General features: G+C 72.5%; 10 protein-coding genes. 6 read left to right on the forward strand and 4 right to left on the reverse strand.

Annotation, left to right across the window (positions count from 1 at the left end; translation table 11 throughout):
* Positions 1-71: 71 nt before the first annotated feature.
* The gene (gene cimA / locus AQJ66_RS23115; protein ID WP_061925613.1) at positions 72-1,682 is read left to right on the forward strand and encodes a citramalate synthase; all 1,611 of its coding nucleotides are present in this window, start codon (positions 72-74) and stop codon (positions 1,680-1,682) included.
* 36 nt (positions 1,683-1,718) lie between these two features.
* On the opposite strand, the gene AQJ66_RS23120 is transcribed toward cimA, so the two are convergent.
* From AQJ66_RS23120 to AQJ66_RS23130, 3 genes are read right to left on the reverse strand one after another with little or no spacing between them, the layout of a single operon-like run.
* The gene (locus AQJ66_RS23120) at positions 1,719-2,321 is read right to left on the reverse strand and encodes a GOLPH3/VPS74 family protein (RefSeq protein ID WP_061925616.1); all 603 of its coding nucleotides are present in this window, start codon (positions 2,319-2,321) and stop codon (positions 1,719-1,721) included.
* Positions 2,322-2,375: 54 nt separating this feature from the next.
* Positions 2,376-2,864: a hypothetical protein gene (locus AQJ66_RS23125; protein ID WP_244162899.1), complete on the reverse strand. Its 489-nt coding sequence runs from the start codon at positions 2,862-2,864 to the stop codon at positions 2,376-2,378.
* An 8-nt stretch (positions 2,865-2,872) separates the two neighbouring features.
* Positions 2,873-4,738 carry a ricin-type beta-trefoil lectin domain protein gene (locus AQJ66_RS23130; RefSeq protein ID WP_061925618.1) on the reverse strand — a complete coding sequence of 622 codons (1,866 nt, stop codon included), beginning with the start codon at positions 4,736-4,738 and terminating at the stop codon, positions 2,873-2,875.
* A gap of 115 nt (positions 4,739-4,853) precedes the next feature.
* On the opposite strand from AQJ66_RS23130, the gene AQJ66_RS23135 reads away from it, so the two are divergent.
* Positions 4,854-7,868 (forward strand): glycoside hydrolase family 3 N-terminal domain-containing protein, encoded by a 3,015-nt coding sequence (locus tag AQJ66_RS23135; protein WP_061925621.1) that lies wholly within the window; start codon positions 4,854-4,856, stop codon positions 7,866-7,868.
* Positions 7,869-7,935: 67 nt separating this feature from the next.
* Entirely contained in the window at positions 7,936-9,318 is a 1,383-nt protein-coding gene (locus AQJ66_RS23140; RefSeq protein WP_061925624.1) for a hypothetical protein, read from the forward strand.
* A gap of 40 nt (positions 9,319-9,358) precedes the next feature.
* Here AQJ66_RS23140 and AQJ66_RS23145 read toward each other — a convergent pair whose 3' ends face one another.
* Positions 9,359-9,967, reverse strand: coding sequence for a YceI family protein (locus AQJ66_RS23145; protein WP_061925628.1), 609 nt, complete (start codon positions 9,965-9,967; stop codon positions 9,359-9,361).
* A gap of 225 nt (positions 9,968-10,192) precedes the next feature.
* On the opposite strand from AQJ66_RS23145, the gene AQJ66_RS23150 reads away from it, so the two are divergent.
* The 3 genes from AQJ66_RS23150 to AQJ66_RS23160 all read left to right on the forward strand — a co-directional run bounded on the left by AQJ66_RS23150 (position 10,193) and on the right by AQJ66_RS23160 (position 14,777).
* Complete coding sequence (locus AQJ66_RS23150; RefSeq protein WP_061925631.1) at positions 10,193-10,705, forward strand: hypothetical protein; 513 nt, start codon at positions 10,193-10,195, stop codon at positions 10,703-10,705.
* Positions 10,706-10,724: 19 nt separating this feature from the next.
* Entirely contained in the window at positions 10,725-13,028 is a 2,304-nt protein-coding gene (locus AQJ66_RS23155; RefSeq protein WP_061925634.1) for a polysaccharide lyase 8 family protein, read from the forward strand.
* A gap of 153 nt (positions 13,029-13,181) precedes the next feature.
* The gene (locus tag AQJ66_RS23160; RefSeq protein WP_061925637.1) at positions 13,182-14,777 is read left to right on the forward strand and encodes an acyl-CoA carboxylase subunit beta; all 1,596 of its coding nucleotides are present in this window, start codon (positions 13,182-13,184) and stop codon (positions 14,775-14,777) included.
* Positions 14,778-14,792: the final 15 nt, after the last annotated feature.

The raw sequence follows: 14,792 nt of genomic DNA on the forward strand, positions 1-14,792 counted from the left end.
GAAGCAATGGGGGGACGGTGGAGCCGGTCATTCCGGTAAGACCGAAGATCCACAACAGGAGCCTTGAGACCATGACCGAGACGGCAACCAGCGAGCTCGACGACTCGTTCCACGTCTTCGACACCACGCTGCGCGACGGCGCGCAGCGCGAGGGCATCAACCTCACCGTCGCGGACAAGCTCGCCATCGCCCGGCACCTGGACGACTTCGGCGTCGGCTTCATCGAGGGCGGCTGGCCGGGCGCCAACCCCCGGGACACCGAGTTCTTCGCCCGCGCGCAGGCGGAGATCGACTTCCGCCACGCCCAGCTGGTCGCCTTCGGCGCCACCCGCCGGGCCGGCGGAAAGGCCGCCGACGACCCGCAGGTCAGGGCGCTGCTGGAGTCCGGCGCCCCGGTGATCACGCTGGTCGCCAAGTCGCACGACCGGCACGTGGAACTGGCGCTGCGCACCACGCTCGAGGAGAACCTGGAGATGGTCCGCGACACCGTCTCCCACCTGCGCGAGCAGGGCCGCCGGGTGTTCGTGGACTGCGAGCACTTCTTCGACGGCTACCGCGCCAACCCCGAGTACGCGAAGGCGGTCGTCAAGGCCGCGGCGGAAGCCGGCGCCGACGTCGTCATCCTCTGCGACACCAACGGCGGCATGCTCCCCGCCCAGATCCACGCCGTCGTCTCCACCGTCCTCGCCGACACCGGCGCCCGGCTCGGCATCCACGCCCAGGACGACACCGGCTGCGCGGTCGCCAACACCCTGGCCGCCGTCGACGCCGGCGCCACCCACGTCCAGTGCACCGCCAACGGGTACGGCGAGCGCGTCGGCAACGCCAACCTGTTCCCGGTCGTCGCCGCCCTGGAGCTGAAGTACGGCAAGAAGGTGCTGCCCGAGGGCCGGCTGCGCGAGATGACCCGCATCTCCCACGCCGTCGCCGAGGTCGTCAACCTCACCCCCTCCACGCACCAGCCCTACGTCGGCGTCTCCGCCTTCGCGCACAAGGCCGGCCTGCACGCCTCCGCGATCAAGGTCGACCCGGACCTCTACCAGCACATCGACCCCGAGCTGGTCGGCAACACCATGCGCATGCTCGTCTCCGACATGGCGGGCCGCGCCTCGGTCGAGCTCAAGGGCAAGGAACTCGGCATCGACCTCGGCGGCGACCGCGCGCTGGTCGGCCGGGTGGTCGAGCGGGTGAAGGAGCGCGAGCTCAAGGGCTACACCTACGAGGCCGCCGATGCCTCCTTCGAGCTGCTGCTGCGCGCCGAGGTGCAGGGCCGGCCGCTGAGGTACTTCGAGGTCGAGTCCTGGCGGGCCATCGTCGAGGACCGCCCCGACGGCACCCACGCCAACGAGGCCACGGTCAAGCTGTGGGCCAAGAGCGAGCGGATCGTGGCCACGGCGGAGGGCAACGGCCCGGTCAACGCCCTCGACCGGGCCCTGCGCGTCGCCCTGGAGAAGATCTACCCGCAGCTCGCCAAGCTCGACCTGGTGGACTACAAGGTCCGCATCCTGGAGGGCGTGCACGGCACCTCCTCCACCACCCGGGTGCTGATCTCCACCTCCGACGGCGCGGGGGAGTGGTCCACGGTCGGCGTGGCCGAGAACGTCATCGCCGCCTCCTGGCAGGCCCTGGAGGACGCCTACACCTACGGGCTGCTGCGGGCGGGCGTGGAGCCGGCGGCGTAGTCACGGGACCGGGCGGCGGCGCCCCGGGGCAGGCGGTCACGACGGCGCGCGCCAGATGTTGTCGAAGGCGGCGTTCTCGATGCGGCGCCGCTCGCGTACGGCCTGCAGTTCGGTCACCGCGTCGCCGACCGCCACCAGGACGGTGACGACGGCCTCGTCGCCGGGCTCCTCCTCGGGCTGCCGCTCGCCCTGGACGCCCAGGGTGGCGGCGAGCCCGGCGAGGACCGGCTCGCGGGACCACCAGCGGTCGGCGGCGTGCCGGCGGGCCGGGGTGTCGGCCGCCTCGGTCCGGTCCACCCGGTGCGGCCAGCGGTGCCGCTTCCCGGAGAGCTGCCCCTCGGCGTCCAGCACGTCGCGGTAGGCCGTGGCCAGCCCCTCGCCCCGGCGCCACAGCCAGTCCTCCACCGTCTCGTACGGCTCCTTGCGCACGAGCGCCGCCCCGGCCTCGTCCAGCATCCGGTCACCCGTGGTCAGCAGCGGGCCGGGCACGATGCGCTCGCCGTCCAGGGTGAGCGCCCGCGCGGCGAGGAGGTCGACCAGCTCGGCCCCCGCGAGCGCCAGCGACAGGTCGCCCGGTTCGACGGGGTGGTCGCCGGGGACGTCGAGGCTGACGAGGAACAGATCCTGCGGTGTGGTCATACACCCACCATGGGCCGTGGGCGGCCGATCTGCACCGCGGCACACCGCCGCCGCTCAGCAGGAGTCGTCGGCGAGCCGTTCGAAGGCGCGCGGGCTCATCGCCCGGCCGTCCGCCCAGATCTGTCCCGGCCTCAGCCGGCCGATCCGCTCGGTGGTGAACTCGGCGACCGCGTTGTAGGAGTCGCCGGTGACGTAGTGCCCGAAGCCCAGGACGTAGTGGTGCCGGGGCAATAGCTCCTGCGTCCCGCGGTGCCGGGCCCGCCAGCGCCCGGGCGGGGCGAAGAGGGGGAAATCGGCGTCGCCGCGCAGCTTCTCCCGCCTCGAGTCCCACCCGGTGGTCACGGGCCCGTCCGCGCCGCCGCGCGGCCGCCCGTCGAGGTGCGGCCCCTGGTAGTCGTCGTCGCCGCACGGACGGAACACCGCGTACGGCGTCCCGTCCGGCGCGACGCGCACGCCCGCGAGCGGCAGGTCGACGGCGGCGCAGCCGCTCAGCAGCAGCATCCCGCCGACGATCCCCGCCGCCACGGCCCCCGTGTGTCTCATGCTCCGCCCTACTTCAGGGTCCACTTCTGGTTGGCGGCCCCCGTGCACGACCAGATCTGCGCCCGGGCCCCGTTCGCCGACGAGTTGTCCGTCACGTCGAGGCACTTGTCCGCCGCGGTGTTGACCACATCACCGGTCGAAGAGTTGTACGACCACTGTTGCGCACCGGTTCCGTTGCAGTCGTACAACTGCACCTTGGCCCCGTCCGCCGTCGAACCGGACGTCACGTCCAGGCACTTGCCGAGCGCCTGGACCGACCCGTCGGCCGCCACCGTCCACTGCTGGGCGGCGGTGCCGTTGCAGTCGTAGAGCTGCACCGCGGTGCCGTTGGCGTTCGACCCGCCCGCCACGTCCAGGCACTTGCCGGCCAGGCCGGTGAAGGAGCCGGTGCGGGCGGTGCCGCCGGACTGGGTGCCGGACCAGGTGAAGGTGGCCGAGGTCCGGCCGGGCAGCGAGTAGGTGGCGTGCTGGGAGCCCCAGTCGAGGGTCACGGTCTGCGCCGAGGAGGAGCCGTTGTACGCGATCAGCGCCTTGCTGCCGTCCGGGTTGCGCCACGCCACGTTCGGCACGGCCGTGGACGCCGTCGAGGCGATCCGCTGGGCGCCCGGCCGGACGAACTTGGTGAGGTGGCCCATGTCGTAGTACTCGACGGTGTAGTCCACCGTCCCGCTCGCGCCGTCCCCGTCGTGCACGGTGACCAGGCCCGTGCAGGTCCCGCAACCGCCGTTGTGCGGGCCCATGTTCTGGTCCACGGCCAGCGACCACTTGGTCACCGACTTCGCCCAGTTGCGGGTGTAGTCGATGATGTTGGACATGTCCTCGCGCTGCTGGTCGGCGATCCAGGTGCCGCCGGAGTGCTCGGTGCCGAAGGCGTCCAGCGCCGGATAGCGGTTGTGGACGGTGGTCTGCTCGCCGACGTCGCCGCCGTAGCCGTGCCAGGCGATCCCGCCGAAGTTGGGGTGGTCGCGGATCGCCGCGTCGTCCACGGACGGGGCCGCGTAGGCGTCGTAGCCGTCCCAGTTCCAGTCGTGGGCCAGGACCTTGGTGGACAGTCCCGCCGACTGCAGCCGCGGCAGCAGCTCGCTCTTGAGGAAGTAGGCCAGGCCGCTCGCGTTCCAGCTCATCGACGGGTAGCCGGAACAGCAGGTCGGCTCGTTCTGCGGGGTCACGTAGGAGACGTGGATCCCCTGGTCCTGGTACGCCTGGAGGTACTTCACGAAGTAGGCGGCGTACGCCCCGTAGTCCTCGGCCTTCAGCCAGCCTCCGTCGAGCGAGCCGCTGTCCTTCATCCAGGCCGGCGCCGTCCACGGGGAGGCCATCACCGTCAGGGACGGGTTGAGCTGGAGCGCCTGCCGGGTGAGCGGCACCACGTCCGCCAGGTCGTGGGAGATCGAGAACCCGGCCAGGCCCGGATCCGTCTGGCCGGCCGGCACGTCGTCGTACGTGTAGCCGTACCGGGCGAGGTCGGAGGCGCCCATCGGGTTGCGCAGGAACGACAGCCCGATGCCGTCCGTCGGGGAGAACAGCTTGCGCATGGTGGCGTCCCGGGTGGCCTGGGACAGCGCACCGCTGCTGTTCATCAGCCAGGCCGCGGTGTCCGTGAACGACGCGCCGCCGCCGGTGAAGGTCTGGTAGCGGGTGTTCTCGTCCACGGTGATGTGCGTGCCGCCGCCGCCCGTGCCGGACTGGAAGGCGAACGGTGCCTGCTGCTGGAGCCCGTGGACGACGTGCCGTCCGGCGGAGTCGTCGGTGGTGGTGAGCCAGGCGGTGACCTGCTCGCCGGCCGCGTGCGCGGGGGGCACGGCGGCGGTGAATCCGGCGGCGGAGAGCAGTCCGGCCAGCAGCAGCCGGACTGTGCGGGGGGATCTCCTCATGCTGTGACGCCCTTCCCGAAATGTCTGACGTGACTCTTGACGGGTCTGTGAGCCATTAGTTAACTCACGGCGTGATCTAAGTCCTGAGTGAACCACGAGTGTTGAGGGAAGGTCCATGCCGAGAACCGCCCTGCTCGTCTCCGGAGCCCTGCTCGCCGCCCTGCTGCCCCTGTCCGCCGCCGCCCACGCGGCCGACGACCCCGCCCCCACCCCCGTCGACCGCTTCGAGGGCGAGGTGCCCTTCGCCGCGCAGCCCGCCGACGGCATCTTCACCTGGGGCGGCGACGCCGACGACCCGCCCAGCCTGCGCCTCGCCGACCGCTCCGACGCCCCGGAGGGCGCCAAGGTCCTCACCGGCAGCTACGACATCAGCGGCTACGGCGGCTTCACCCACGACTTCGCCGCCGCCGAGCCCGCCCACGACTGGTCCGCCCACCAGGGCATCCGGTTCTGGTGGGAGGGGCGGAACAACGGCCGCAAGATCGCCTTCGAGATCAAGGACGGCGGCGCGAACGGCGAGGCGTCGGAGCTGTGGACCACGTCCTTCACCGACGACTTCACCGGCTGGAAGCGGATCGAGATCCCCTTCACCGACTTCGAATACCGCACCGACTACCAGCCCGTCGGCGGCATCGACCACGTCCTCGGGCTGACGCGGATGTGGGGCTACGCCCTCACGCTCCCGGCCGGCGCCAAGGGCGACTTCGCCATGGACGACGTCGAGCTGTACGGCAGGGCCGACCAGTCGCTGCGCGCCGCCGTCGGCACCGACGCGGCGGTCTACCCGGTCCGGCAGGGCGGCACCGCCAAGGTGAAGGTCACCCTGGCCACGACCGGCGACAAGCCCGTCGAGGAGCCGGTGACGGTCACCTACACCACGGCCGGCGGCACCGCCACCGCCGGCCGGGACTACACCCCCGCCTCCGGCACCCTCACCTTCCCGGCCGGCAGTCCCTCCGGCACCGTCCGCACCATCGAGGTCGCGACGCACAGGGACAAGTCCGCGGCGGCCGCGAAGACCATCCCGGTGAAACTCGCGGTCACCGGCGCCAAGGCCCCCGCCGAGACCCCGCAGGTCGTCATCGACGCGCACGGACTGCCCTACCTGGACGCGAAGTTGCCGGTCAGGAAGCGCGTCGCCGATCTGCTGTCCCGCATGTCCCTCGAGGAGAAGGCCGGGCAGATGACCCAGGCCGAGCGCGGGGCGGTCGGGGAAGGCGGCGACGTCGCGGCGTACGGCCTCGGCTCCCTGCTGTCCGGCGGCGGCTCGACGCCCACCCCCAACACCCCCGAAGCCTGGGCGAAGATGATCGACGGCTTCCAGCTGCGCACCCGGGCGACCCGCTTCCAGGTCCCGCTGATCTACGGCGTCGACGCCGTCCACGGCCACAACAACCTGGCCGGCGCCACGATCATGCCGCACAACGTCGGCATCGGCGCGAGCCGTGACCCGCGACTCGCCTACCGGACGGGCGCGGTGACGGCCGCCGAGGTCCGCGCCACCGGCATCCCCTGGGACTTCGCGCCCTGCCTGTGCGTGAGCCGGGACGAACGCTGGGGCCGCTCCTACGAGTCCTTCGGCGAGGACCCCGCCCTCGTGCAGTCCATGGAGACCGTGATCCAGGGCCTCCAGGGCCGCGCCGACGGCCGCGACCTGAGCCGGAACGACAAGGTGCTCGCCACCGCCAAGCACTTCGTCGGCGACGGCGGCACCGCCTACGGCTCCTCCACCACCGGCACCTACACCATCGACCAGGGCGTCACCACGGTCACCCGGCAGCAGCTGCAGGACATCCACCTGGCGCCGTTCGAGACCGCCGTCGAGCGGGGCGTCGGCACGGTCATGCCGTCGTACTCCTCCCTCGACATCACCGGCGACGGCAAGGGCGCGGTGAAGATGCACGCCCGCGGCGACATGATCAACGGCGAGCTCAAGGGCCGGATGGGCTTCGGCGGCTTCGTCATCAGCGACTGGAACGCCATCGACCAGCTCCCCGGCGACTACGCCACCCAGGTCCGCACGGCGGTGAACGCGGGCGTCGACATGATGATGGTGCCCTACTCGTACCGGGACTTCGGCCGGACGCTCGCCGACGAGGTGAAGGCGGGCCGCATCAGCGGGAAGCGGGTGGACGACGCCGTCTCCCGCATCCTCACCCAGAAGTTCCGGCTCGGCCTGTTCGAGCACCCGTACGCCGACACCCGCGGCGCCGCCGCCATCGGCTCCCCGGCCCACCGGGCGGTCGCCCGCCGGGCGGCGGCCGAGTCGCAGGTGCTGCTGAAGAACAGCGGCGGGCTGCTGCCGCTGAGGAAGAGCGAGAAGGTGTACGTCGCCGGGTCCGACGCCGACGACCTCGGCAACCAGACCGGCGGCTGGACCATCACCTGGCAGGGCGCGTCCGGCACCCACACCAAGGGCACGACCATCCTGCAGGGCATGCGCGACGCCGGCGGGAACGTCACCTACTCCAAGGACGCCTCCGCGCCGACGGACGGCTACGACGCCGGCGTGGTCGTCGTCGGCGAGACCCCGTACGCCGAGGGCGTCGGAGACGTCGGCAACGGGCACTCGCTGCAGCTCTCGGCCGCCGACCGGGCGGCCGTCGACAAGGTGTGCGCCGCCATGAAGTGCGCGGTGCTGGTCGTCTCCGGGCGCCCGCAGCTCGTCGGGGACCGGCTCGCCGGCATCGACGCGCTCGTGGCCTCGTGGCTGCCCGGCACCGAGGGCGAGGGCGTCGCCGACGTCCTCTACGGCAGCCGGCCCTTCACCGGGCAGCTCCCGGTCAGCTGGCCCCGGTCCGAGTCCCAGCTGCCGGTCAACGTCGGCGACGCCGCCTACGACCCGCAGTTCCCCTACGGCTGGGGCCTGACCACGCTCACCCACGTCCCGAAGGGCGGCGCGGCCACGCTGCGGGCGCTGCGCCTGGCGGCGGCGGTGGCGGAGCGGGCGGGCGCCGGCCGCACCGGACGGGAGATCGTCCGCGAGGCCCGGCTGATCGTCCAGCGCAAGGCGGGGGAGCGCATGACCGAGGGCGTGGCGAAGCCCTTCGCGGAGGCGGACCACCTGCTGCTGACGGGCCGGTACGGGGAGGCGGTGCGCAAGCTGGAGCAGGCGTACGGGGCCGCCTGATCCCCCCGGGGCCCTGCCGGGGCCCGTGCGCCGACCGCTCGGGGGAGGCTTCGGGTAGTTTCGAAGGATGAAGGCCGTCCTGCGGACCCGAAGCCTCCCCGCGCTGCTGCTGGCCGCGCTCGTCCTGGTGATGGCGACCGCCCTCGCGCCCGCGGCCCGGGCCGGGACCAGCGTCTCCACCATCGCCGACGCCCTGCGCAGGAGCCCGGTGTACGTCGATCCGGCGGTCTCCCGCGAGGTGCCGCCCGCCGAGGCCCGGGCCCTGGCGAAACGCATCGAGGACGCCGACAAGCCGCTGTTCATCGCCGTGCTGCCGGCCGGCTACCCGACGCAGAAGCTCTTCCTGAACCTGCGCGCGGCCACCGGGATCACCGGCCTCTACGGCATCCGTCTGGGCGACGGGTTCGACGCGCGCGCGGACTCCTCGGTGATGTCGGCGACGGCCCGGCGGAACCTGGTGTCGAGTGTCCAGGGCGAGTCCGCCACGGCCCAGCTGACCGACTTCACCGACCGCGCCCTGCCCACCCTGCGCGGCCACGCGCCCGCGAGCTGGGGCTCCTCCGGCGGTGGCGGGGGCGGCGGGTCGAGCACGGCCCTGATCGCGGTCGGCGCGGTGCTGGTCGCCGGCGGCGCGGGCGCCTACGCCCTGGTCCGGCGCGGGCGGCGCCGGCGCGAGCAGGAGCAGCGGGCGGCGCTGGACAGGCTGCGGGTGGTCGTGGACGAGGACATCACCGCCTTCGGCGAGGAACTCGACCGGCTCGACTTCCACCCGGCCGAGGCGGGCGCCGACGACGCGATGCGCGCGGACTACGAGCGGGCTCTGGACGCCTACGACAGCGCCAAGCAGCGCATGGCCGAGGCCCAGCGGCCGGAGGAGGTCCGCACGGTCACCGAGGCGCTGGAGGACGGCCGGTTCTCGCTCGCCCAGCTGGCCGCCCGCCGCGAGGGGCGCCCGCTGCCCGAGCGGCGCCCGCCCTGCTTCTTCGACCCCCGCCACGGCCCGTCCGTCACGGACGCGACCTGGACGCCGCCGGGCGGCGCGCCCCGCCAGGTGCCGGTCTGCGCCGCCGACGGCACCCGGCTGGCCGACGGCCGCGACCCGGTGATCCGCGAGGTCGACACCGACTACGGCCGCCGCCCCTACTGGGACGCCGGGCCCGCGTACGGCCCCTGGGCCGGCGGCTACTTCGGCGGCGGCATCCTCCCCGGCCTCCTCGTCGGCACGCTGCTCGGCGGCATGATGGCCGCGCCGTCGTACGCGGCGGACTACGGCGCCGGGTACGGCGACTTCGGCGGCTACGGCGACGGCGGGGGTGACGTGGGCGGTGACGTGTCCGGCACGGACTTCGACCCCGGCGACTTCGGCGGCGGCTTCGGTGACGGCGGGGGCTTCGACGGGGGCGGCGGGGACTTCGGCGGAGGCGGGGGCGACTTCGGCGGAGGTTTCTGACCGCCCGCACCGAAGTCCGCCCCACCGCTCCGCGCGCGGGTCACGCGTTCTTGACGGCCGAGACGTCGAAGTTCAGCTTGATCTTGTCGGAGACGAGGACGCCGCCGGTCTCGAGCGCCGCGTTCCAGGTCAGGCCCCACTCGGAGCGCAGGATCTCGGCCTTGCCCTCGAAGCCGACGCGCTCGTTGCCGAAGGGGTCCTTGGCGGCGCCGTTGAACTCCAGGTCGATGGTGAGCGGCTTGGTGACGCCGAGGATGGAGAGGTCACCGGTGATCCGGTAGTCGTCGCCGCCGAGGGACTCCGCCTTGGTGGAGCGGAAGGTCATCGTCGGGAACTCGTCGGTCTTGAAGAAGTCCGCGGACTTCAGGTGGCCGTCGCGGTCGGCGTTGCCGGTGTCGATGCTGTCCATGCGGATGTCGAGGGTGGCGGTGGACCGGCTGGGGTCCGCGCCGTCCAGGTGCAGGCTGCCGGTGAAGTCCTGGAAGCTGCCCTTGACGTTGGTGACCATCGCGTGGCGGGCCACGAAGCCGATCGTGGTGTGTGCCGGGTCGATGGTGTAGTCGCCGGTCAGCGCGGCCAGGTCGGGGGAGACGGCGGCCGGGGCGGCGGCGGTCCCGGAGGCGGTGTCCTTGCGGCCGAAGATGCCCATGGTGTGCTCCTTGGAGTTTCTGTTTAATGTTCAACGAACCCAACAGGAACGACGTTAGACCTATTCCGTTCGAGTTTCAACATCATCCGCAGAGTGTCGGACCGTAATCACCGAGTCACGGCGCACGCCCTCTGGCGAACGCGCGTAGACCTCGGGCACCATCAGCGGTGCACCACCTGCACAGCCGCCCCGCAGCACACACCGGCCCACCGCAGGAAGGTCCCCATGAAGGCACACCGCCCGACACTGCGCGCCACCCTCACCGCCCTCGTCCTCGTCGTCGCCCCGGGCGTCGCGGTCCTCGGCACCGCCGGCGACGCGTTCGCCGTCACCAAGATCAGCCACGCCACCGCCACCGGGATGTTCCGGGACGTGGGCATCACCTGGTCGTCCTCCGGCAACTGCTCCGACCGCTACAACTCCACCTGCACGTCCTTCGAGCAGCTCAACCTCGCCACCGCTCAGGGCGCCCAGACGCTCAAGCGGGCCAGCGGCTGCGCGCTGAACATCACCGGGGGCACCGAGACCGGGCACGCCTCGGGCACCTACTCGCACTGGAACGGCTACAAGCTCGACTACGGCAAGAACACCTGCGTCACCTCGTACATCAAGAACAACTTCGGCTACATCGGCCTGCGCGGCGACGGCGCCCCGCAGTACAAGTCCGGCTCGGGCAACATCTATGCCGACGAGGGCACCCACTGGGACGTCCTGTACTACAACTGCGGCGGCTGCTGAGCCGGGGAGGGAGGCGGCCATGGGCGTGTCCCGGCGGGCGCTGCTCCTGGCCGCCGCCCTCGCCGCCACCGCGGCGCCCGGCGCCCGGGCGGACGACGACCCCTACGAGGCCCTGCGCCGCCGCTGGCTCGGGATCGCGCTGGGCTCGGGGTACGACCCGGGTGCCGAGCCGTACGCCTCGCGGCTCGCCGAACTCGGCACCAGAGCAAGGGAGTTCCGCGAAAGCATGGCCCCCGCTCCCGGCTCGCTGTGGCCCGGGCAGCCCTTCGACCCGCCCGCCGGCATCACCCTCGGCTACGGCCGGCTGTGGACCATGGCCCAGGCCTACGCGCAGCCCGGCACCGGATCCACCGGCGACGACGCCCTCCTCGCCGCCGTGCTGCGCGGCCTCGACCACCTCTCCGCCACCGTCTACCACCCCGCCACCACCCCCTACGGCAACTGGTGGGAGTGGCAGATCGGCAGCCCCCGGCCGCTGATGGACATCACGGCCGTCCTGTACGACCGGCTCGGACCGGCCCGGGTGGCGGCGGCCTGCGCGGCCGTCGGCCACTTCGTCCCGGACGCGCTGCTCACCGGCTACTCCGGCACCTCCACCGGCGCCAACCGCGTGGACCTGTGCCGCTCCGTCGCCCTGAGCGGCATCCTCGGCCGCGACCCCGGCCGCATCGCGCTCGCCCGGGACGCCCTCTCGCCCGTCTTCCCGTACGTCACCCGGGGCGACGGCCTCCACGCCGACGGCTCCTTCGTGCAGCACACCTGGGTCGCCTACTCGGGGACGTACGGCCAGGTCCTCCTCGACGGCCTGGCACGGCTGTTCGCCCTCCTCGCCGGCTCCCCGTGGGAGGTCACCGACCCCGCCCGGCAGCACGTCCTGGACAGCGTCGAGCACGCCTACGCGCCGCTCCTGCACGACGGGCTGGTGATGGACTGCGTCAACGGCCGTGCCGTCAGCCGGGGTTACCTGCGCTCCGACGACCTGCACCTGCTGCGCGGCGACCACTACCACGGGCACGCCCTGATCGCCGCCGTCGCCCTCCTCGCGGACGGCGCGAGCGAGGCGGAGCGGCAGCGGTGGTACGGCAGGATCAAGGGCTGGGCCGAACGCGACACCACCGCCCCGGTCCTGACGGACCCCCAGTTCGGCGTCGCCGACCTCGCGCGGCTCCACACGGCCGCCGCGGCGCCCGTCCCCGCGGCTCCCGAACCCCTCGGCCACCGGCTCTTCCCGGCCATGGACCGGGCCGTCCACCGCCGCCCCCGCTTCACCGCCGCCCTCGCGATGGCCAGCGACCGCATCGCGCACTACGAGTGCGGCAACGGCGAGAACCCGCGCGGCTGGCACACCGGCTCCGGCATGCTCTCCTGGTGGCCGGCGGGCGGCGGCGACCAGTACACCGACTGGTACTGGCCGACCGTGGACTGGTACCGGCTCCCGGGCACCACCGTGTCGGCCAGGCGCCTGCCCGACCGGGCCGGCGGCGAGTGGGGCGCCCCCCGACCCGACGTCCGCTGGGTCGGCGGGACCACCGACGGGCGGTACGCGGCCGTCGGCCAGCACCTGAAGGGGCTCGGGTCGACCCTAGAGGCCCGCAAGTCCTGGTTCTTCCTCGACGACGCCGTCGTCTGCCTCGGCGCCGGCATCACCTGCGCCGACGGGACCGCCGTCGAGACGGTCGTGGACAACCGCAACCTCGGCGAAGGGGGCACCCGGCGGTTCGTCCGCGGCCCCGGCTGGGCCCACCTCGAAGGACACGGCGGCTGGCTGCTGCCCCGCGGGGGCGCCCTGCGCACCCTCCGCGAGGACCGCACCGGGGCCTGGTCCGACATCAACACCACCAGTACGGACGAACGGCGCACCCGGCGCTGGCAGACCCTCTGGCTGGACCACGGCACCGACCCGGTGGACGCCGCCTACGCCTACGTCCTGATGCCCGGCGCCTCCCGCGGCGAGGTCGCCGCCCACGCCGCCCGGCCGCACCGGCTGCGCGTCCTCGCCAACGACGCCGGACGCCAGGCCGTCGCCGTGCCCGCCCTCGGCCTGACCGCCGCCAACCTGTGGCGGGCGGGTACGGTGGGGGAGCTGACCGCCTTCGGGGGCGCGAGCGTCCTCGTCCGCAGGCGTGGCCGGACCGCTACGCTCTGCGTGAGCGAGCCGCCCCGTACCGGCGCCCCCCTGGAGATCGTCTGGGACCACCCCGTGCGCGCGGTCCTCCGCGCCGACGAGGCCGTCGAGGTGCTCCCCGGACTGGGCCGTCTGAGGGTCCGTGTCACTCCAGGGATGGCATGCGCCACCCACGAATGTGAGGTGGCTCTCGGGTGACGTCTTTGTGGCGCCCCTACAACTCCGGCGGCCTCTGAGCAGTCGGAACGGCTGCATGCCCCCGTGGTTCTGTTCGGTGCTACCAGGAAAACGCGCCGGAGACTGTACGGAGTCGACGGTCGCTTTCCTTGGTGTCCTTCGTAAGGTCGCTACATGACCGTTTTGGAAGAGACGACGGGTGAGCGGACCGGCGAGCCGACGGACGCCCGCGGACGGGTCGCCGAGCTGCACACGATCCGTGCGCAGGCCGTGGCCGGCCCCAGCGAGAAGGCGACCGAGGCGCAGCACGCCAAGGGCAAGCTGACGGCCCGGGAGCGCATCGAGCTGCTCCTGGACCCGGATTCCTTCCAGGAGGTCGAGCAGCTGCGCCGGCACCGGGCCACCGGGTTCGGTCTGGAGGCCAAGAAGCCGTACACCGACGGTGTCGTCACCGGCTGGGGCACGGTGGAGGGCCGCACGGTCTTCGTCTACGCCCACGACTTCCGGATCTTCGGCGGCGCGCTGGGCGAGGCCCACGCCACCAAGATCCACAAGATCATGGACATGGCCATCGCGGCCGGTGCCCCGCTGGTCTCCCTGAACGACGGCGCCGGCGCGCGCATCCAGGAGGGTGTCAGCGCGCTGGCCGGCTACGGCGGCATCTTCCAGCGCAACACCCGGGCCAGCGGCGTCATCCCGCAGATCTCCGTGATGCTCGGCCCGTGCGCGGGCGGCGCGGCCTACTCGCCGGCCCTGACGGACTTCGTGTTCATGGTCCGCGAGACCTCGCAGATGTTCATCACCGGCCCGGACGTGGTCAAGGCCGTCACGGGCGAGGAGATCACCCAGAACGGCCTCGGCGGCGCCGACGTGCACGCGGAGACCTCCGGCGTCTGCCACTTCGCCTACGACGACGAGGAGACGTGCATCGCCGAGGTGCGCTACCTCCTGTCGCTCCTGCCGCAGAACAACCGCGAGAACCCCCCGCGGGTGGACTGCTCCGACCCGGTGGACCGCCGCTCCGACGTCCTGCTGGACCTGGTCCCGGCCGACGGCAACCGGCCGTACGACATGGCCAAGGTCATCGAGGAGATCGTCGACGACGGCGAGTTCCTGGAGGTCCACGAGCGCTGGGCCCGCAACATCATCTGCGCCCTCGGCCGGCTCGACGGCCAGGTGGTCGGCATCATCGCCAACCAGCCCCAGGTCCTCGCGGGCGTCCTGGACATCGAGGCGAGTGAAAAAGCTGCGCGCTTTGTCCAAATGTGTGACGCTTTCAATATCCCGATCGTCACCTTCCTGGACGTCCCCGGGTTCCTCCCCGGTGTCGACCAGGAGCACGGCGGAATCATCCGCCACGGCGCGAAGCTCCTCTACGCCTACTGCAACGCGACCGTGCCGAGGATCTCGCTCATCCTGCGCAAGGCGTACGGAGGTGCCTACATCGTCATGGACTCCCAGTCGATCGGCGCCGACCTCACCTACGCCTGGCCGACGAACGAGATCGCGGTGATGGGCGCGGAAGGCGCCGCCAACGTCATCTTCCGCCGCCAGATCGCCGGCGCCGAGGACCCCGAGGCCATGCGCCAGAAGATGGTCAAGGAGTACAAGGCCGAGCTGATGCACCCGTACTACGCGGCCGAGCGCGGCCTCGTGGACGACGTCATCGACCCGGCGCAGACCCGCGAGGTACTGGTCAAGTCGCTGGCCATGCTGCACACCAAGCACGCCGACCTGCCGTCCCGCAAGCACGGCAACCCGCCGCAGTAACCCTGCGGACACCTC

Source organism: Streptomyces bungoensis, assembly GCF_001514215.1.
Taxonomy (GTDB): Bacteria; Actinomycetota; Actinomycetes; order Streptomycetales; family Streptomycetaceae; genus Streptomyces; species Streptomyces bungoensis.